Source organism: Pedobacter sp. (genome assembly GCF_040513095.1).
Lineage (GTDB): Bacteria > Bacteroidota > Bacteroidia > Sphingobacteriales > Sphingobacteriaceae > Pedobacter.
Genome location: NZ_JBEVDX010000043.1, coordinates 1 through 20941 on the forward strand (window position 1 = coordinate 1; position 20941 = coordinate 20941).

18 protein-coding genes are annotated in these 20941 nt (G+C 45.8%); 14 read left to right on the forward strand and 4 right to left on the reverse strand.

From position 1 onward, the window contains the following. Positions 1 to 143: 143 nt before the first annotated feature. The 10 genes from ABWY16_RS06125 (at position 144) to ABWY16_RS06170 (ending at position 10680) form a co-directional block, all read left to right on the forward strand. Positions 144 to 1691, forward strand: a complete 1548-nt coding sequence (locus ABWY16_RS06125) for a serine hydrolase (protein ID WP_353903766.1) — start codon at positions 144 to 146, stop codon at positions 1689 to 1691. A gap of 30 nt (positions 1692 to 1721) precedes the next feature. Then, the gene (locus tag ABWY16_RS06130) at positions 1722 to 2786 is read left to right on the forward strand and encodes an N-acetyltransferase DgcN family protein (protein WP_353903767.1); all 1065 of its coding nucleotides are present in this window, start codon (positions 1722 to 1724) and stop codon (positions 2784 to 2786) included. Then, the gene (locus tag ABWY16_RS06135) at positions 2783 to 3847 is read left to right on the forward strand and encodes a mandelate racemase/muconate lactonizing enzyme family protein (RefSeq protein WP_353903768.1); all 1065 of its coding nucleotides are present in this window, start codon (positions 2783 to 2785) and stop codon (positions 3845 to 3847) included. The genes ABWY16_RS06130 and ABWY16_RS06135 overlap by 4 nt, the downstream gene beginning before the upstream one ends. Before the next feature lie 11 nt (positions 3848 to 3858). Further along, the gene (locus ABWY16_RS06140) at positions 3859 to 5232 is read left to right on the forward strand and encodes an APC family permease (protein ID WP_353903769.1); all 1374 of its coding nucleotides are present in this window, start codon (positions 3859 to 3861) and stop codon (positions 5230 to 5232) included. Positions 5233 to 5244: 12 nt separating this feature from the next. Next, complete coding sequence (locus ABWY16_RS06145; protein ID WP_353903770.1) at positions 5245 to 6429, forward strand: cystathionine gamma-synthase family protein; 1185 nt, start codon at positions 5245 to 5247, stop codon at positions 6427 to 6429. A gap of 92 nt (positions 6430 to 6521) precedes the next feature. Continuing rightward, positions 6522 to 7649: a serine hydrolase domain-containing protein gene (locus tag ABWY16_RS06150; protein ID WP_353903771.1), complete on the forward strand. Its 1128-nt coding sequence runs from the start codon at positions 6522 to 6524 to the stop codon at positions 7647 to 7649. Between the two features lie 355 nt (positions 7650 to 8004). Next, on the forward strand, positions 8005 to 8649 hold the full coding sequence (locus ABWY16_RS06155; RefSeq protein WP_353903772.1) for a DUF6266 family protein: 645 nt from the start codon (positions 8005 to 8007) through the stop codon (positions 8647 to 8649). 4 nt (positions 8650 to 8653) lie between these two features. After that, positions 8654 to 9373, forward strand: a complete 720-nt coding sequence (locus ABWY16_RS06160; protein ID WP_353903773.1) for a DUF6266 family protein — start codon at positions 8654 to 8656, stop codon at positions 9371 to 9373. Further along, on the forward strand, positions 9370 to 9849 hold the full coding sequence (locus ABWY16_RS06165) for a hypothetical protein (protein WP_353903774.1): 480 nt from the start codon (positions 9370 to 9372) through the stop codon (positions 9847 to 9849). Before ABWY16_RS06160 ends, ABWY16_RS06165 begins: the two co-directional genes overlap by 4 nt. 600 nt (positions 9850 to 10449) lie before the next feature. Next, complete coding sequence (locus tag ABWY16_RS06170) at positions 10450 to 10680, forward strand: hypothetical protein (protein WP_353903775.1); 231 nt, start codon at positions 10450 to 10452, stop codon at positions 10678 to 10680. A gap of 49 nt (positions 10681 to 10729) precedes the next feature. Here ABWY16_RS06170 and ABWY16_RS06175 read toward each other — a convergent pair whose 3' ends face one another. Further along, complete coding sequence (locus tag ABWY16_RS06175; protein WP_353903776.1) at positions 10730 to 13105, reverse strand: ABC transporter permease; 2376 nt, start codon at positions 13103 to 13105, stop codon at positions 10730 to 10732. A gap of 147 nt (positions 13106 to 13252) precedes the next feature. Continuing rightward, complete coding sequence (locus ABWY16_RS06180; RefSeq protein ID WP_353903777.1) at positions 13253 to 13831, reverse strand: GNAT family N-acetyltransferase; 579 nt, start codon at positions 13829 to 13831, stop codon at positions 13253 to 13255. 92 nt (positions 13832 to 13923) lie between these two features. Between ABWY16_RS06180 and ABWY16_RS06185 the strand changes: the two genes are divergently transcribed. Further along, positions 13924 to 15279, forward strand: coding sequence for a BamA/TamA family outer membrane protein (locus tag ABWY16_RS06185; RefSeq protein WP_353903778.1), 1356 nt, complete (start codon positions 13924 to 13926; stop codon positions 15277 to 15279). Positions 15280 to 15344: 65 nt separating this feature from the next. Beyond that, a complete protein-coding gene (gene rpiA, locus ABWY16_RS06190; protein WP_353903779.1) occupies positions 15345 to 16028 on the forward strand; it encodes a ribose 5-phosphate isomerase A in 684 nt (227 codons plus the stop codon). Here the strand turns inward: rpiA and ABWY16_RS06195 are convergent. Next, positions 16018 to 18180, reverse strand: a complete 2163-nt coding sequence (locus tag ABWY16_RS06195) for an outer membrane protein assembly factor BamB family protein (protein ID WP_353903780.1) — start codon at positions 18178 to 18180, stop codon at positions 16018 to 16020. The genes rpiA and ABWY16_RS06195 overlap by 11 nt on opposite strands. A 161-nt stretch (positions 18181 to 18341) precedes the next feature. Between ABWY16_RS06195 and ABWY16_RS06200 the strand changes: the two genes are divergently transcribed. After that, the gene (locus ABWY16_RS06200) at positions 18342 to 19901 is read left to right on the forward strand and encodes an aminotransferase class V-fold PLP-dependent enzyme (protein ID WP_353903781.1); all 1560 of its coding nucleotides are present in this window, start codon (positions 18342 to 18344) and stop codon (positions 19899 to 19901) included. A 25-nt stretch (positions 19902 to 19926) separates the two neighbouring features. Here ABWY16_RS06200 and bcp read toward each other — a convergent pair whose 3' ends face one another. Next, a complete protein-coding gene (bcp, locus tag ABWY16_RS06205) occupies positions 19927 to 20448 on the reverse strand; it encodes a thioredoxin-dependent thiol peroxidase (protein WP_353903782.1) in 522 nt (173 codons plus the stop codon). Between the two features lie 177 nt (positions 20449 to 20625). Between bcp and ABWY16_RS06210 the strand changes: the two genes are divergently transcribed. After that, complete coding sequence (locus ABWY16_RS06210) at positions 20626 to 20892, forward strand: hypothetical protein (RefSeq protein WP_353903783.1); 267 nt, start codon at positions 20626 to 20628, stop codon at positions 20890 to 20892. Positions 20893 to 20941 lie beyond the last annotated feature (49 nt).

Here is a 20941-nt window from a genome sequence, read left to right on the forward strand (position 1 = left end):
TACGTATCGGCACAATGCCATGAACAAATGGCCGTACTGCTTAGAAAAATGAAACAGGACGATGAAGCCAGGATTGAAGAACGGCGCACAGAAGAATTTTTCATACCAACAACAAATAAAAGGTATTACTAACCCCCCTAAAGATGCGAATTTCAGCCTTTATTGCCTTGCTGCTGCCCCTCCTGACCCATGCGCAAAAACCCGCTGCCCTGCCCCCGGGAATGGACAAATATATTGAACAGGTACTAAGCACTTTTGATGTGCCCGGGATGAGTGTTTCCATTGTTAAAGATGGAAAGGTACTGCTGGCAAAAGGTTATGGCGTTAAAAAAGTAAATGAAAAGGCGCCTGTAGACGGCAACACGCTTTTCTCCATCGCCTCAAATTCCAAAGCATTTACCACGACTGCGCTCGCGATGCTGGTGGAAGAAGGTAAACTCAAATGGGATGACAGGGTGATCCAGTATCTTCCCTGGTTTGCCATGTCAGATTCGTATGTGAGTACCCACCTTACTGTGCGCGACCTGCTGGTACACCAAAGCGGATTGCAATCCTATTCAGGTGATCTGATGCTGTTCCCGCCTTCGGCATACAGCCGCAGGGAAATCCTGGAAAAACTTCCTAAACTGCCCCTCGCACACGATTTCAGAACTACCTATGCCTACGATAACATCCTTTACCTCGCCGCAGGCGAAATCATTAAATCCCTCAGCGGCATGGAATGGGAGGATTTTATCAAAACCCGGATCTTTGATAAGGTAGACATGCCCGGAAGCATTGCCAGGTATTCCCTGTACCCGCAGCAGGCCAACATTTCGGCAGCGCATGACCGGATCAACGGCAGCATCCAGGGCCTGGACATGAACCTGAATATCGGCGATGCCAGCAACCCTGCCGGCGGTATCCTCTCTAATGCAAATAGTATGGCCAACTGGATGATCACACAGCTGGATTCCGGTCGCACACCTGCCCATGGCATACTGTTCAAACCGGCCGCAACGAAGGAACTCTGGAAAATGGTAAGGCCAATCCCTGTCAGCAGGATTGCCAAAGACTTTGCACCTGCACAAATGGATTACTTTGGTTATGCCCTCGGGTTCAGGGTGTACAATTACCAGCGCTACAAAGTAGTTGGCCATGGCGGTAAACTGAACGGTTTTGTCTCGCAGGTAGCAATGGTCCCGGATTTGAACCTGGGTATAACGGTACTTACCAATATGGAATCTACCTCCGCCTACTGGTCGGTTATCTACCATGTGCTCGACTATTACGAGAAAAATAAACCATACGACTGGATAACAAAATACAGGGAGGAAGACAATCGTGAACAAGCTAAAATAGCCCGCAAACTCAGTGATAATACCGTTAGGGCTGATAGTACAGCACAGTTTAATATTCCCCTGAGCAAACTGACCGGCAATTATTATGATGAGATTTATGGTGATGTATCGCTCAGTTCAGCGGGCAAGGATATGGTCCTGGAATTTAAACAGTTGCCCTACCTGATTGCCGACCTGAAGTACTTCCAGTACAATACATTTATTGCCACCTTCCGTAACAAGGGACTGAAAGCTGATGCCTATGTCAGCTTTGCGCTTAAACCCGACGGAACTCCGGAAGAGGCAAAACTGAAAATCATTGATCCGGATTCTGACATCACCTTTTACGATGTTGTGCTCCATAAAAAATAAAACGACTAAACACCTGAAACACAAACACCAATGCAAACTGCAATTATTCTCACAGGCGGATTACTAACCACTCCGGATGCCAAAACGGCCCATGGGCTCATCCGCGAAAGTAACCGCTTTACCATTACCGCCCTCGTAGATGCTGTAAGCCAGGGACAGGATGCCGGCGAAATCCTGGACGGAAAACACCGTAACCTCCCTGTTTTCGGAACAGTAAAAGAAGCCCTGAGCACCCGGCCAGAATACTGCATCGTAGGTGTAGCAACCACGGGAGGCATATTTCCGGAAAGTATGCTGCAGGATATCAGCTATGCAATTTCAGAAGGCCTGTCCATTGTCAACGGATTACACGATTATCTTAGTGAACGCCCGGATATGGTGGCGCTTGCGAAGGAAAATGGAGTAGAACTGATCGACATCAGAAAGCCTAAAGCCAGGCAGGACCTGCATTTCTGGACGGCAAAAATCAGGCAGCTGCCCACACCTGTAATCGCCCTGCTGGGAACCGACTGTTCTCTCGGAAAAAGAACAACCACCCGCTTCTTAGTGGCTGCATGTGCTGCAAACGCTATCCATGCAGAAATGATTTACACCGGTCAGACCGGTTGGCTGCAGGGAGGAAAATACGGTTTCATATTCGATTCTACCCTGAATGACTTTGTAGGCGGCGAACTCGAAAATGCCGTATTAACCTGCGCCGAAGAAACGCGGCCGGACCTGATCCTGATTGAAGGACAGGCAGCCCTGCGCAACCCCAGTGGCCCATGTGGCGCAGAATTGCTGATCTCAGGAAATGCAAAATATGTAGTTCTTGTACATGCCCCCAAACGCAAATATTATGACCACGATGCTGCCTGGGGAGAAATCGCCAGTCTGGACTCTGAATTTGAACTCATCGAACTGTACGGCTCAAAAGTTATCGCGCTGGCTATAAATACCGAAGATTGCACAGCCGAAGAAGCCAGAGCTTTCCAGAAAGAATACAGCGAAACATATAACATTCCGGTGATCCTCCCACTCGAGGAAGGTTGCCAGGCACTCATCCCTGTTCTTCAGGCAATCGTTTCATCAGCAAAAAACGAAAAGCAGATATGAAGATAACAGCGATCAGAGCCTATAAAAAATCACTGGCCTTAAAAAAACCATATACCATAGCCCGGGATACTTTTACAGATACAGTAAATGTTTTCCTCGAAATCGAAATGACCAACGGAATGATTGGTCTCGGAGCTGCCTGTCCCGAACTGGAAGTAGTTGCTGAATCTGCAGATATGACGCTGCTAAACCTGCAATCTGATGCTTTGTTATGGCTGATAGGCAGGGATATCCGCGAATTTCTTGCCCATATCTCCCATTTTCAGCACACCCTCGGTCAGCTGCCCGGAACTATGGCTGCGATAGACATTGCCCTGCACGATGCTTTCGGGCAGTGGATAGGTATACCCATAGTAAATTTCTATGGGCGGAAACACCATAAAATGCTCACTTCGATTACAATTGGAATCAAAGATGTGGGCGAAACCCTGGAGGAAGCAAGGGAATACCGCGACCAGGGTTTCAGGGCGCTTAAAGTGAAAACCGGCAGGGACGAGCAGGAAGATGCAGAACGCATCATCAGACTTCGCGAAGAATTCAAAGATCATTTCAGCATCCGCGTAGATGCCAACACAGGTTACACTACCGCACAACTCCGTTATTTCCTTAAAGCCACAAAAAACGAAAACATAGAAGTTATTGAACAGCCTTTTTTGCCTGGCAAAGAAAATGAGCTGCTCCTTTTTGAACCTTCGGCAAGGGCAATATTCACTGCAGATGAATCACTTACCAATGTACAGTCTGCACTGACACTGGCAAAGCAGGTACCCTACGGCATCTACAACATTAAACTGATGAAATGCGGCGGGATCAAAACAGCACTGGAAATTGCTTCCATTGCCCGCCAGGCTGCTATCAGTTTATTCTGGGGCTGCAACGACGAAAGCTGTATCAGTATTGCTGCCGCCCTTCACGCAGCTTTGAGCTGTGAACATACACGCTACCTTGACCTTGACGGAAGTTTCGACCTGGCGGAAGACCTTGCCGGAGGAGGCTTTATACTGAAGGATGGCTATCTTTTTCCCAATGACAGACCTGGCCTGGGACTTATCAGACTATAACGCTCATCAATATGGAAGATCCGTCACTGCACAAAACCATTACCCGCTGGCCAGCAATATTGCTGGTGATCAGTGCCATTATAGGCTCCGGGGTGTTTAAAAAAGTGGCCCCGATGGCGGATGCTTTGAAATCGCCCGGACTGATCCTGTCCTGCTGGATCATTGCCGGACTGCTTAGCCTGACCGGCGCGCTCTGCACTGCCGAACTCGCTGCGATGATGCCCGGAGCAGGAGGTGAATTTGTGTATTTCAGGAAGATCTACGGCCGTTTTTTTGCCTTTCTGTACGGATGGGGAAACCTTACTGTCATGAAATCAGCCACCATAGCGGCCCTGGCCTACATCTTTTCTGAATCTTTCCAGGGCTTATTCCAACTGCCAACATATAAGATCGATGGCCTTGGTACACCCGGAGATAACCTCACAGTAAAACTTATTGCCAGCACCCTGATCATCTCTCTGAGTTTTGTGAACCACCGGGGCGTAGTCTTTGGTGAAAAACTCAGCCGCTACCTGATCGCCGCTATCATCGTTATTATTCTGGGCTTTTGCCTGGCGGCTGTATGCTCTCCCCAGGGCAGTATACAGCACTTTGCTTCCCGGCCTCAGGCTCCTGAAGGATGGCCGCTCGTCACCGCCTTTTTCGCCGCTGCACTGAGTGCCTTCTGGGGTTACGAAGGATGGAACAATATCGGCTACCTGGGCGAAGAAGTGAAAAATCCGCAAAAGAATATCCCCCTGGCACTGGGTATAGGTACCGGCACGGTGATCATACTTTACCTGATGGTCAATGCCGCATACATCTATATAATGCCGGTCGGCCAGCTTGCGGCAATCCATCACCAGGCAAACACTATCGCTGCCGTAGAGGTGGCCCGTCTCATCAGCGGTACCACTGGTGCCGTAATTTTGTCCTGCCTTATTCTGCTCACAACCTTTACCTGTACAAACAGCACCATCCTGATGTCCTCAAGAATTTTGTACGCCGTCGCCCGCGAAGGTCTTTTCTTTCCCGGCGCCGGCAAAGTGCACCCGAAATACGAAACGCCTTCACAAGCGATCATCTGGCAATCGGTACTTTCCATATTGCTCTTATGGTCGGGTAATTTTGACCAGCTGACCGACCTGCTGATCTTTGCCTCTTTCATCTTTTACGGGGCAACTGCCTTTGGTGTGATCGTTATGCGCTATAAAGAACCCGGCACACACCGGCCATACAAGGTGACCGGTTATCCAGTATTACCATTTATATTTTCGCTATTTTGCCTGACGCTGGTGGTAGTCACAATAGTACGCCAGCCCACACAAGCCTTAACCGGCCTTGCCCTGATTTTTTCAGGTGTCCCCGTTTACCTGTACTTCAGTACCAGAAAAAAAGAACCTTAAACCCAGCATCCTATGAAAACTGAGCCAACTTATTCCAAAGCAACTGCCGCCGTATGGGCAGGTGAAGACAGTCCTTTATTTAAGGGCGCGGCCACTACTCCTATTGTCAATAGTGTTGCATTTGCCTATACCGACCTCAACGAATGGCACAGTGTAGCCACAGGCAAGGCCGAAGGTTATATTTACAGCCGCAATACAAACCCTACCGTCGCGGCCCTCGAAGAAAAGATCCGTGTGCTTGAAGGTGCAGAAGCAGCAATAGCTTTTGCCACAGGCATGGCCGCCATCAGCAATACGCTCTTCAGCTTTTTAAAACCCGGTAAACGTGTGGTTTCCGTAAAGGATACTTATGGAGGAACCAGCAAAATGTTCCTGGACTTTTTACCGGCATACCATATCCAAGTAAGCCTGTGTGAAACAGGAAACCACGAAGAAATGGAGGAAGAAATTGCCAGAGGATGCGACCTGGTTTATCTGGAAACACCGACCAACCCTACCCTGAAGATCATCGACATTCGGCGCATGGCACTCGCTGCAAAACAGGCAGGCGCAATTGTGGTTGTGGACAATACTTTCGCTACCCCAATTAACCAGAACCCCATTGACCTGGGAGCCGATCTGGTGATACACAGCGCTACGAAATACCTCTGCGGACACTCTGATGCCATGGGCGGATTACTAGCCGGAAGAAAAGACCTGGTGAAACAGGTGTTTGAATTCAGGGAAATCAACGGCGCCAGTTTACAGGCCGATCCTGCCTACATGATTGCAAGGGGAATGAAAACGCTCGACCTGCGGATTGGCCGCCAAAACACATCGGCCATGCTGATAGCCAAATACCTGAAGGCACATCCCAAAGTGAAGGACGTGTTTTATCCCGGACTGGAAACGCATCCCGGACATGAAATAGCCAAAGCACAGATGCGGGGTTTCGGAGGAATGCTGAGTTTTTCACTCGATGGAGGATACGACCTGGTGGAGAAATTCCTGCCATCGCTCCAGCTTGTCCATCTTGCGGCGAGCCTGGGTTCTGTAAGCACACTTGCCGGTCCGCCGAGGACTACCAGTCATGTGGAATTAACTGAGGAGCAGCGAGCAATGCTTGGCATCCCTGAGAGCCTCATCAGGTATTCTGTAGGGATCGAACATCCGGATGATCTGCTGAATGACCTGGAACAGGCACTTCAGAAAATCTAAAACATTATCATTTTCGAAAAGTTCCGAAACTAATTATTTACACATACTTTTATATTATGACCAGTAAAATATCTTATAAATCACTTTCCCTTATGTTACTTACAACGGTAGCACTGATATCCGGCATGAACTCTCCGGCACTTGCCCAGGCAGAAAAAGCAGAAGCCGAAATCACTGCCATGATGAAGGAAATGAAGGCTGTAGGCATTTCTGTTGCTGTAGTTAAAGGCGAAGACATTGTTTACACCCATTCATTCGGACTTAAAAACATAGAGCAAAACACTCCCCTGTCAGACAATGATATCTTTAGGATAGCTTCCATATCAAAATCATTCTCTGCCACCTCTATCATGCAGCTGAGGGACGCCGGAAAGTTATCTGTAGACGACGATTTCAGCAAACTTGTCGGCTTTACAGTTCGAAACCCGAAATACCCTGAAAAAGTAATCACCCTGAAAATGGTGCTCTCCCACCGGTCGAGTATAAATGACAGCCAGGGTTATTTCAATCTGGATGTGATCAACCCTGCCAGAAATCCAGATTATGCCAAATGTTATAACGACTATGAGCCGGACTCAAAATGGCAGTACTGTAACCTCAATTACAATATGGTTGGAGCAGTTATCGAAAGAATTTCGGGTGAGCGGTTTGACCGCTATGTTAAAAAACATATCCTGGATCCTCTGGGCTTATACGGTGGCTACAACGTTGATTCCTTAGACGCCAAACGCTTTGTGACGCTGTATGAATATGATTCCGTGTCTACAAAATTCACAGCTGCGCCAATGGCTTATGTTTCCAAAAGCGAAGAGCTAAAGAATTACGTAATGGGCTACAGCACCCCTCTGTTTTCGCCTACCGGCGGAATGAAGATCACAGCTACAGACCTTGCAAAATACATGACTATGCATATGCAGCATGGAACTTATAAGGGTGTGGAGATCATCTCCAAAAAGAGTTCGAAGCTGATGCAGAAGAAAATTTCCGAAGAAGAGGGGTACGCAATGGCGATAATGAATTATGGAGATCTCATACCGGGAAAAGTTATGGTTGGGCATAACGGTTCTGCCTACGGGCTTTACAGTGCGATGTTTTTTGAGCCCAAAGAGAAATTCGGAATCGTAGTGATTACCAATGGTGCATTGCCTACGTATGTGAAAGATTTCAGGGAAGTCTTGCGAAAGGCAGTAAATATCCTCTATCAGGACCTGGTCAGGTAAGTTTCCCGTATTTCCATTATTCATTTGAGGCTCCTTAGGGAGCCTTTTTTTTTTGAAACTTCTTCAGCATAGCCCTGATATGCATTTTGTTAAGAGGCAGAACGGGTCTAAGAGAACCAAGTTTGAATAAAAGAAAAACCTGATTTGAACCGGATCTTTCCAGGGGGTTGCCAGGGGGTTGGTAGGGGTCTCGTAGGGTATCGTTAGGGTTAAAACCCCTATCAACGCACTATCAACTACCTGTCAAGTACTTAGGATACTCGAATTCACTCTTTGTCAAAATTTAATTTAAATTTGTTTCTCTCAAAACCATTCCTTAACTTAGGTATATCCTTTCATTAACCAAATATAAATTATGTCGAAAGTTATACCTGGTGCCTTAGGCACCGTTTTAGGCAGGGTTGGAAACATGGTTTTTTACCTGCTGCATGGACAAATCGTAGGCCGCACCATTGGAGTGGTCGATAAATATTCAGATGCCCAGCTGGGCAATCAGATGGAATTCGGGCTGGCTACACTCCTGCTCAATCCTGTAGACAAGTTCATCAGGGCAGGCTTCAGGACAACTCCGCGAGCAGCAGGACAAAGCTTCCACAACGTAGCCTTCTCTCTGAATAAGAAGGGTGCAATGACCGGAAAATATCCTGACATCTCCATTGACTTTTCAAAGGTCATCTTTTCGAAGGGCAGCTTACCTCTACCCATGAACGCGGAAGTTAAACTGGCAGACAAAAAGCTGCAGTTCAGCTGGGATCCTGATCTGGAAAACGCAGAGAATGATCCTTCGGATCAGGTGATGCTTGTAGCTTATTTCCCGCATAAGCTCCAGGCAATGACAGTACAAAACGGATCGCTCCGAACAGCGGGACAACATGAGATCCGCTTACCCTCATTTAAGACAACAATGGTGATTGAAACGTATATGGCTTTTATTTCGGAAGACCGTGAACGTGTATCAGACAGTATTTACCTGGGTCAGCTCATTTGGGATAAAAAATAATGCTATGGCACGTATAAAAAAATTAGATCCTTTATTAGGCGACGCCAGGGGAAGAGTTGGCCCGGCTGTCCTCACAAAAGTCCGCGGTGTTCCGGTAATTAAAATCAGGCCATCGATCAACAGAAAGCTGAGGAAAAAGAAAAACAAGGGTAAACCTGAATCTGATCAAACCCTTAAAATGGGGCTGGTTTCTCCGTTCATAAGAAAGATCAGTAATTACACATCGATAGGCTTCGACAAATATAAGACTGGAAAGGCGGCTTTTCCTTCGGCAGTGCAGTATACTATTAAATATGCCCTGGCCGGTAAAAATCCAGATTTCGTGATCAACTATCCTGAGGTTGTCATCAGTGTTGGGAAAAGGGAGCCTGCCTGGTCAAGTCAGATCTTATGTGACGACAAAAAAGTGGTCACTGTTACCTGGGAAATTCCGGAGACCGCGAATCTAAGGGAAATTGGAAATGATCTTTCTTACATTCTGTTATATGATGAAACCAAAGATAAACCTTTATTGTACAGTAACGCGAAAACACCACGGTCAGCACGAACTTTCAGTCAGCCAATGTACAAACCAAGTTTTGGTAGCACTATCCACGCCTATATTTTCTTCCTGGCACCTGATGGTAAATCCCGGTCGAGAAGTGATTATGTTGGCTCAGTGACAATCCCTGCTCAAGACAAGAACCCATTAGAATTACCTCAAGAAACTCTATCCACACCATGATGAAGCAACACTTATTATTTTTCGCCATCTGTTTATCTATGATCGCCTCCTGTACAAGGGATCCAGGGAAAAAAGGAAATGCGGACAGCCCTGTTAAATCCTCCGCTCTAAAAGGTACTTGGAAACTGGTTTCGGGCAGCAAACTGTCCAAAGGGCTGACGACTGTTACAGATTATACCAGGGATCAGCAAATGATCAAGATCATCAATGACAGCCATTTTGCATTCCTGAAGCACAGCCTTAAACCAGATGCAGCAGGCAGAAACAACTTTGATGCCGGCGGCGGAAGGTATCAGCTTTCGGGAAACCAATACACAGAATTTCTGGATTACTACAATGACAAAAACTGGGAAGGCAAAGCTTTTACCTTTACAGTGACGATCAAAAATGATACGCTGATCCAGACTGGGGTTGAGAAAATTGAAGGCGAAGGCATCGATCAGACAATTACTGAAAAATATGTCAAAGTCAAGTAGTTATTTAATTAATAAACACATTCCGTTATAACTTATCTATCATTGAAATTTTAGAATTTATAGTATTAAAATATTCTGTAAAGCGCAATAGATCTGGATTTATCCACCCAACGACATCATGAATATCGTTCATCACTTTAACAGTTGAAGTGAAGGCTTTTGTGCTTTATATTTAGAGTTCCCACATGCTGTCAGCTATCTGTTAAGACGGGGTTCTGACAAATAATGCTGTAAATCGTGATAAGTCAAATTGTTATCTTTAAAGTAAAAAATGATTTTTATATTTGGACCGTTATGCTTAGTAAAGCCTCCTTTCAGTATATGAAAGCGTAACTCAGTAAGTTTTTAGCCCCGGCTATGTCTGGGGCTTATTATTATTCCCCCCTAACATCACACCACAGAACGGAGTATATCTAAGCTTAAATATCAAATACAATTAAAAATAATTCTTTAAAGAATATACAATAATTAATAGTATACGCTGTTTTTTCAACTTCAGAGCGGAAATTATAATCGCAAAGCTGAATACGATCAAATCAACGAACAATATGGGAGCCTCGTTGTTATCTCCACATCACAGACGAATCAAAAACAATCAAAATGAACCAGTTTAGAATAGAAGTAGCAACAGAAGGCCAGGCCCACAATTTCAACATCCGCCCGCTTGAAAACAGTGTATATGAAATTTACACCGATGAAGATAAAATCGGTACTATAGAGCTCGACGATGATAACCATGACCATTGCCTGGTTTCAGACTGCGAGCTTGACCTGCCCCTGATCAACGCGATCAGAGAAGGAATACAAGCATACCAGAAATCGCACAGCTAGAAAGCTGAACTGCGGATGTTCAAACAACTTTCCTCGCTGATAAGCAAGGCTAATCAGCTTTTAACGCATCCACAGGGTTTGCCCGCGCTACCTTATAACTTTGTGCGCTAACTGTCAGCACCGCAATAACCAGTGATACTGATCCGGCAATGAGGAAAGGCCAGACTGCAAGCGTCACTTTATAATCATACTTCTGCAGCCAGTTGATGGCCAGCAGATAGGCGGCAGGAAATGCAATGACATTTGACAGAATCACCAGTTTAATAAAATCCTTGTTCAGCAAAACAAGTATACTCTGGAGATCAGCACCAAGTACCTTTCTGATACTGATCTCCTTCCTGCGCTGCTCTGCCATGTAAAGTGCCAGCCCAAGCAAACCGAGGCAGGAAATTAAAATGGCAAATCCCCCGAATAAATTAGACAAGACACCAAGTATCCGCTCAGTTTTCAGTTTATCTGACATACCGGAAGATACAAAAGAAAGGTTTACCGGGTAAGCAGGATTGAGTCGCTCTGCGATCTCCTTAATTGATTTCACGGAAGCATTAAGGGATTGCGCAGGATTAAGCCTGAACAACAATGTATGGCTACTGGCAGTTTCATAGTGAAAGATTGTTGGTTGCGGTTTGCTTGTGACTGTCATATTCTGGTAATCCCCGATGACCCCTACAATTCTTATATCCGCATTTCCCCATTTGATCTTTCTTCCAATTGGATTTTTTAATCCCATTAACTTCAGGGCAGCCTCGTTTACTAAAATATCTGTACCGTTATCCACAGGGTAGACCGGCCTGAGATCATTTCCCTCAATGATCTTCGCCCCAACTGTTTTAGCGAAATCATAACCTATACTTCTGTAATTTACTGTGAAAATATCCTTAATATTTTTGCCCGGCCAGGAAAGATTTCCTGTAATATGCCCTCCATTAGATGTAAAATCATCATCGTGTTCTGTGGCAGAGATAACCGCTCCGGATTTGAGCAGCTCAGACTTCAGCAAGGCTAGCTTACCGGACTGTAAAAACTCTCCTTCACGATCCATTTGCACCAGGTTATCCTGTTCAAAACCAAGGGGCCTGTTTTTCACATATTGAATCTGTGAGTAGATTACAATCGCGCAAATAATCATACAAATGGAAAGGCTAAACTGTAATACCACCAGAATTTTGCGGATAGGCAGAGAGGACTTCCCTATACCGGTAAAGCCTTTCAAAACCTTTACGGGGGTAAAAGACGACAGGTAAAACGCCGGATAGCTGCCTGCAATGATTCCTGTAAAAAGTACCAGGCCGAGCAGGATCAACCAGAATGTATAAGACTGATAGCCAATTTGGATAGAGATATTCAGTAAGTTGTTAAAATAGGGCAGTGCCAGTTCGAGCAATGCAAAAGCAATGACCATCGCCAGGAAGGAAAGCAAAAGTGACTCGATAAAGAACTGCCCCATCAGCGACCTGCGGTCTGAGCCAAGGGCTTTTCGTACACCAACTTCTTTAGCTCTCTTTTCCGACTGTGCGGTAGAAAGGTTCATATAATTGATACTGGCGATCAGCAGCACACAAAAAGCCAGAAAAACAAACAGCCTGACGGTATCAATGTTTCCCCCTGCAGATTTCCCGTTTTTAAAATCATCATACAGGTGAATTTTTGTAAGCGGAAAAAGGAAAGCCTCCATGATGGTTCCTTTATCATTCATTTTAATAAGCTTCCTGATACCTGCATCCGTTTCTGCGAAAGAAGCACCTTTCTTAACTTTAAAAACGGTGTTGCAAACGATGGATGCCCAACCGCTATTTTTGTTCTCCGGATTGAGCTGATCGAAAAAAGCCCAGGTTTGCAGCACATCAAACTGGATGCTCTGGTTTTTTGGCAGATCTTCAATGACGCCAGTTACCTTAAGCTGTTGAACATTATCCCATTGGATGCGCTGCCCTATCGGGTTTTCGTTACCAAAAAGCTTTTTCGCCGTGCCTTGAGTAATAACAGCCGCATTCGGTTCATTTAAAGCCGTGTTTGGATCGCCCTGCAGGAAGTGATAACTAAAGATTTTCAGGAAGGCAGGGTCAACATTTAGCGCTTCAAATTTAAACTTATTTTCCGCCCTGCTAAAAAGCACTCCACGGCCATCCGACTGAAAGCGTGCGGCCGCCTCAATGCCTGGTATTGTTTGTAATGCTGCACCGGCCAGTTTATTTGGTACGTAAGCACTGGTCATGATGCCTTCGTTGAGTTTCAGGTTCAGCTGTGCCAGATAAATATCATCAGCGTCTTCAAACTGCTCATCATACCCCAACTCGTAATTAACGTACAACAGCAACATCAGGCAGCAGGAAAGCCCGATAGCCAAACCACCGATATTTATCAGCGAAAACCCGGCTTTCTTAAGGATGTTCCGTAAAGCAATTTTAAAGTTGAGGTAGAGCATAGTTATGTATTTGCTACTGCATTACGAAGAGTGTGCCACTTTGGCAAAACCCATTTTTATGTCTGCTAATCAGCAATATATTCTGCCCTGAAATAAATAACGTCCGTTAACGAACAGAACTTGTGCAATAACGAACAGCTACAAAGCTTACCGCAGCCGGTGCCAGTCCCACACCACCAGGTTCCAGTTTTCTACTCCATCATTATAAGTTCCGATGCTCTCAAAGCCCATTCGCTCGTGGGCCTTGAGCGAGGTAAGGTTCCTTACCGAAATCTCTGTTACGCAAAGCTGATAAATGTCGTCAACAGTATCCCTGGTTTGCTGGTAGAGTCTGCTGATCATCCCACGTCCCCTGAACTCTTTGTCCACACAAACCTGACCGCCAACCACAAACTGGTAATCCATCAGGGCCCTGCCTTTATATTCCCATTTTTCAAATTCTTCAAACATAGGTATCAGGCTCGGCAGTTCATTTTTCATGTCGCCTGTCATGGCAAGGTTATATCCTACTACCCTGTCTCCGCTGAGGGCAATCACCTGTGGTATCCCCGAAGCCATTTTTCGCAGCAGCCCGAGGGTGTGGCTGGCATACACAAAACCATTGCTTTGGTGCTGATCTTCAGCTACTGAGCTGTAGTGGTTTTGTTTTTGCAGGTTAAGAATCTGTTCAAAATGGCTGTCCGTGCTGGCAGTGGTAAAGATAATGTCTGATGTTTCCTGATTCATTTCGCAGGCAAGTTAATGGGTATAGCGTAAAACAATACGGCCCTTTGCAGGGTTTAATAGCTAACGTCTAATTTGAACAAAAGATATCTGATTTGAAACTTAAAAATTTAGTATACCGCGCAGCTGCCTTTGGCGCAGTCCGGAACAGCATATCCTTATCCGGAATAACATTACTAATCTTTTTTATGGGTCTGAGCAGTTTTGCCTTCGGCCAGACCCTGCCGGTTGATTCTGTAAAAGCAGATTCCCTTAACAAAGCCAAAAAATCTCAGATAGAGGCTGACAGTATCAATAAACAGTATGATATATCTGACCTGATCCGCAAGATCGCCCATCCAAAAAGCAAGCCAAAGACAGGCAAAAAGTCAGGCATTACCGTGATTCCGAATGTCGCTTATAACCCCAGTATTGGCGCACAGATAGGCATTAAGGCTGTTGCCGGAAGAAAACTGGGTAGCGATCCCAATACCCTGATGTCTGTTGCCTCAACTTCTGCCTCAATCACCACTAAGGGGATCCTTTATTTCTATATCAACCATAATGTATATACCCCGGGCAACAAGTGGAACTTTCAGGGAAGCCTGGTTGCTGCAAAAACCGTGACCCCGGATTTTGGACTGGGGATTGGTGAAGGGTCTGATGCCAGTGAGGCCGACCATGTACTGAGCAATCCCGAAAGGAAAGGATATGTATACCATGCACAGTACTACAGCTTCAGGGAAAAAGTCTATAAACAAATTGATGAGCACCTGTTTGTTGGCGGTGGGGTATCATTTGACGTACGCAGAAAAATTGAGGATAAAGTTTCGACTACTGACCTTACCCCATATAACATTTACAATGAGCGTTACGGCTTTGACCCGGACCATTATATGTCTAATGGTTTGTTGTTTAACGTGCAGTATACCACGCGCGACAACCAGAACCGCGCTTACAAAGGCATCTATGCCGATGTAGGTTTCAGGGGAAACCAGACCTGGATGGGGAGTACAAAAAACGCCTTGCAGTTTACTTCCGATTTCAGGAAATACTGGAGCCTTTCCAGCAGCAATCCAGAGCATGTAATTGCATTCTGGAACTGGGGATCTTACCTGATCAGTGGTGCCGTGCCGTACCTTGAATTGCCGGGAAGTGGTAAGGATCCGGGTTTCAGAAGCGGAAGAGGCTATACTGTAGGTTATTTTAAAGGGACCAAATATTCCTATTCAGAACTGGAATACCGCTTTCCGATTACGAAGAACAAATTCCTCAGTGGTGTTACTTTCTTTAATATGCAGACGGCCAACGATAATTTAGGCACCAATCTATTTGAGAAATGGCAGCCTGGTGGTGGTGGAGGTTTACGTGTATTGTTTAACAAAGCTACCCGAACCAATCTTTGCCTGGATTATGCCTTTGGGAATTATGGGAACAAAGGATTCTTTCTGGGCTTAAATGAAGCCTTTTAATCCATATTGCGTATATTTCAGGCCTTGTTGTTGAGCAGGGAATAAGCTTACCGATACCGTATTATATGAGCGATTACAAAATGGATGCTGCAAAGGCAGCGCTTACACAAATTACAGAAGGTCAAACAATCGGGCTTGGCGCCGGCAGCACTATTGCTAAGCTCATTAACCTGATAGCTACAGAATGCAGCTTCGCCCCGTCCCTGACGCTGATATCTTCGTCTTTCAGCACTTCTAACCTGATACTGGAGAAAGGCTTAAACCTGGGCTCTACCCATACAATTAAAAAACTGGATATTTATTTCGACGGCTGCGACCAGTTTGACAAAGAACTGAATGCTTTGAAAAGCGGTGGCGGTATCCATACCACGGAGAAGATACTGGCCGCTATGGCGCTGCAGTTTATCCTGATCGGTGATGAAGGAAAGTTTGCGGATCAGCTGGACCTGACGTACCCCCTGGTTATTGAAGTGCTTCCAAATGCTTTACCTTTTGTACTCAGTCACCTCAATACAAATTTTCCGGATGCCCGGTTAAACCTGCGCATGAGCAGTCAGAAAGATGGTGCTGTCATTTCTGACCATGGCAATCTGCTGGTCGACATCCATTTCAGTACGCTGCTGCCACTGGACCAGCTCAACACCAGAATCCGTATGATCCCTGGCGTGGTAGAGCATTCCCTTTTTTACCGTATGGCGGCGAAAGCCATTATTGCAGGACCTAAAGGTATCCAGACGATTACAGTGTAAAGGCTACATAAGAATCTCCTGATTTACCACCCGATTTTCCTCCGCCACAGGCGATAACCACATATTGTTTGCCCCCCTGCTCATAGATTGCAGGGGTAGACATTGCCGCTGCCGGAAGTTTGGTTTGCCACAGTGTCTTTCCTGTTTTTTTATTGATAGCCCTGAAATACCCGTCAGCCGAAGCTCCTATAAACAGCAGCCCGCCTGCCGTTACAACAGGCCCGCCGAAATTCTCACGACCCGTAGCAGGAATGCCTTTTTTCTTTAGTTCTTCAAACTCTCCGAAAGGAACTTTCCATACGTATTTCCCTGTATTCAGATTGATTGCACTGATTGTCCCCCATGGAGGACTAAGCGCAGGATAACCATCCTTAGTCAGGAACTTGTTGTAGCCGGTAAAGGTAAATGAGGGTTTTGATGAAGTATTTGCAGTTGCGATCGGAGGACCTTTATAGGGTTTATCCTGTCCATATTTAGCATCAAGCACTAAGGTTGCCAATGCATGTTTTTCATCTTTTGACAGATGGTTAAAACCGGGCATCATTCTTCTTCCTGTAGAAAGCAATTCATTGAACTGTGCCAGGTTATATTTCTTACCTACACCAATCAAAGAAGGGTAATCGCCTGATCCTAAACGCTCAGGACCATGGCAACCCATACAGTTCTTGTTATACAGCAGTGCTGCTGCCTGCTGGTTGGTCATTTCTTTCTTACCTGAGGCCGTGTCTTTCACCATATTCAGCACCCAGGCCATTTCATTTGCATTGATGTAGAGGATATTGGTTTCCGGATCAACCGCCGGGCCGCCCCAATTTGCTCCCCCGTCATAACCGGGAAGGATGATCGTTCCTTTTTCCGTTGGTGGCGTATAGATGCCCTCAGAGCGGTAGGTTTGGAACCTGCGTTTGATATCCTCATACGAAGAGTCGCTGCCCAGATGGTTGAGGTCCTTTTCGGTCATGATGGTTCTCACAAAAGGTTTTGGCAGCACCGGGAAGGGCTGGGTTTTGCTGAGGTGTTCCCCTTCAACAGCACCATTCAGAGGTACAGGTTTTTCGACAATCGGGAAGAGCGGCTTCCCGCTGTTGCGGTCAAATACAAAGATCAGCCCTGTTTTTGTGGTTTGCACCACGGCATCTACTTTTTTCCCATCTCGCGTTAAAGTAACCAGTACCGGCGGACTGGAAATATCCATGTCCCACACATCATGGTGAATGGCCTGAAAATGCCATTTAAGTTTTCCTGTGGCTGCATCGATTGCAACTATGGAGTTTCCATAGAGGCCATTACCCGAACGGTCGCCTCCGTAAAAATCGTTGGTAGGACTGCCAACACCTGCAAACATAAGTCCCGTTTTGCTGTCGAGGCTAAAACCAGACCATGCGTTGGCAGAACCCATTCTTTTGTATGCTGTGGGGTCATCCCAGGTTTCAAACCCTGGTTCTCCAGGGTACGGCACAGTATGGAATATCCATTTCTGCTCTCCGGTTTTCACATCAAATGCACGAATGTGGCCTGGAGTAGTTTCGCTGACAGCCCCGCTGACAATAAAGAGATCTTTGTAGATCAGCACAGGCGAAGTGGGAGAAATAGAGAGGTCTTCCTCATCTCTGCCCAGTCCTTTCCTGAGGTCGATACCGCCATCCGTACCAAAACCGGGAACCAGCTTACCTGTTTCAGCATTTACTGCAAATGCTACAGGGCCAACTGTATAGATGATCCGCTTATCGCTGCCTTCGCTCCAGTATGTAACGCCCCTGTTCATGTTTACGCTGTTCCTGTGCCAGGTTTTGTTGGCTACAGAATCTGCCGGGTCAAAATGCCATTTTTCTTTACCAGAAGCGGCGTCAACAGCAAAAAGTTTCATTTTTGGGGATACCCCGTACAGGGTATTACCAATAATAACCGGATTACATTCCATGATGCCGTAGCGGGAAGTATCGCTGTTTTCCGCATGATAAACCCAGGCTACTTTCAGCTGTGCTACATTAGAGGTATCAATTTGATTTAATGATGAATACTTGATATTCTCAGTGCTGCCGCCATATACCTGCCAGTCATTATTCTTCTTTTTGAGGAAATATAGTGTACAAACAGCGATCCCTGCTGCCAGTATCAGGGTAATCGCTGCCTTCGTTTTTGTTATTGCCATGTTATTGATTAACGCTGCGCATGCAGTTGATATTTTAAATAAAATCTGGTTAATATATTTATTTAAACATCTTTATTTCCTACCTATCTAAAATTTTATACTTTTTTGCCTCTGCGGAAAATAAAAAAACAGATATTGAGCTGACCTGAACCAAACATTTTATGAAGAGAAGAGATGTAATCAAAAGCCTGGCGATACTTCCCGTTTCAGTTGCTGTTCCCCAGTCTTTAACCGCAGCGGTCCCACCCTCCCCCTCAAGGAGAAAAAGCGTATATGAAGCGATTGGGGTTAAGCCCCTGATCAATGCGCGAGGCACGGTGACAGTGATTGGTGCCAGTAAAGTACTGCCAGAAGTACGTGAGGCTATGGATGCTGCTATCGATGAGTTTGTACAGATTGACGAACTAATGGACGGCGTAGGGAAACGTCTGGGAGAACTTATGGGCACCGAATCCGGCTGTGTGACTGCAGGAGCCTCTGCTGCAATTACTGCAGCTACCGCTGGATGCGTTACCGGCGGTGATCCTGACAAAATCTGGATGATCCCCAACCTGACGGGAATGAAAGATGAGGTAGTGATTACCTCCTACTCGCGCTCTGCATATGATGCAGGCTGTAAAGCAGTTGGGGTGAGAATGATACAGGTAGCCGACCTTAGTGAGCTGCATGCCGCTCTGGGTCCGAGGACAGCAATGGTTTATCTTTTATCGGGAGCAGAATCTGAAAACGGCCCCTTATCTTTAGCTGCGATTGCGGCAGTCACCAAACCTTTAGGCATACCCATTCTGGTTGATGCAGCCGCAGAAGGTCCTGAGAATCCGAACCCACATATCGTGCAGGGCGCCGATCTGGTGGCTTACAGCGGTGGAAAATACTTGCGCGGGCCGCAGTGTGCCGGACTCCTGATAGGCCGAAAAGACCTTATTATGGCAGCAAGGATGAATACCGGTCCCCATCATGGTTTTGGCAGGGGCTTTAAAGTTGGCCGGGAGGAGGTGATTGGCATGCTGACGGCAGCAGAGATGTGGTTTAAACGTGACCATGCCGCAGAGCAGAAATTATGGAACATACGCCTCGGGTACATCGCCAGGCAGCTGCAATCCCTGCAGGGAGTAAGCACTGTTATTAAGCAGCCTGTGGGCCGTTCGAACCCCAGTCCTGATCTGATCATCTCATGGGATCCTGCAATCATAGCCTATACCGGGCAGCAAGTGGAGGATCTCCTCTGGAATGGCAGCCCCCGGATATCAGTTGGTGCTGCCGGCAGTTACTTTCAGCCTAACCAGAAAACGAGCATTCTTGTGAATTCCTCACAACTGAGCGATGGAGAAGAGAAAATAGTTGCCAGTCATATTTTTGAAGTGCTGTCTAAGCCTGCTGCCAAATCACAGGCAACAGTTCCGGCAGCAGCTGATTTGAGCGGTCACTGGGATGTTGAAACGAAATTTTATGCAAGCGCTGTGAAGCAGAGCTTCATGATTGAGCAAAAAGGCAATACTTTAAGAGGAACTTATACCGGAAGCATTGGCTCCAGAGAGCTCACCGGTACCATAAGCGGCCAGGATATTCTTATCCGCAGCACTTATGGTGTGGATGGCGCCCGTGTACATTCTTTCTTTACGGGTAAAATCAGTGGCGAGGTAATGGAAGGCGAACTCAGTGTAGGAGAATATGGCCAGGCAACATGGAAGGCTATGCGGCATCAGTTTAAGATGAAGTAAGCTTGTTGAGCTGCGCTGCAGATTCTTAATTCAAACCCAGGATCTGCGATGCCGAATTCCTGGTATCCACTTTTTCGATCACCTGGCTGATCATTCCTTTTTGATCAATCAGAAATGTAGTTCTTGTAGTGCTGAATCCCATCACACCGTTTCTCTCTTTTTCAGACCATACACCATACTTCATATGAATGGATTTGTCTACATCGGCCAGCAGCGAAAACGGCAGGGAATTTTTCTCTATGAAACCTTTGTGCGAAGTTTCATCATCGGTACTTACACCAATGATTGTGTAGCCCTGTTTTGTAAGCTCATTAAAATTGTCGCGAAAGCTGCAGGCTTCAGCAGTGCATCCGGAACTGTTATCTTTAGGATAAAAGTATAACACAACTTTTTTCCCCTTATACTGTTTCAGCGAAACCGTTTTACCATCCTGGTCTTTGGAGATAAAATCGGGCGCCTTATCACCGGATTTCAGTGTGGTTTGTGCATAACCCAGCGCCGGGGCCAGCAACACAAAAAACAGGAAGATTGACATCACTTGTTTCATAATTTTTTTGGTTTAAAATACTAAATAGTTTGCAGTAAAACTACTGTAGGCCATATAGGTTTTAAATAATAAAAATTGTTTAGCTTAGTGTTCTAAATACACACAGCTGGGATTATTTACAGAAACAGCAAACAATACGCTCCAACACCTGTTTAAGGTACAAATTAACCTATTTATATGAACATCATTCCTAACGAAAAAAAACTGACCTCTTCCATTATCTTCATCAATTTAGCCTCTCTTTTTACAGAATACTGCAGGGAAAACTGTGACGACAACGTTTTGTATTACAAACGTGATAATGATGTGATTACCATCAGCAAAGATGCAGAGGCCATCATGAATATTATAGTAACAGATGATGATGTACGCATCAATCAGCTTGTTATGCATGATGACCTTTTTCAGTCGAGCAGAAAATTCATCCAGACACTGGTAAATTAGAAAGCAGACACAGGCTTTGCCCTGCTCATATTTATCATCCGATTGAAAT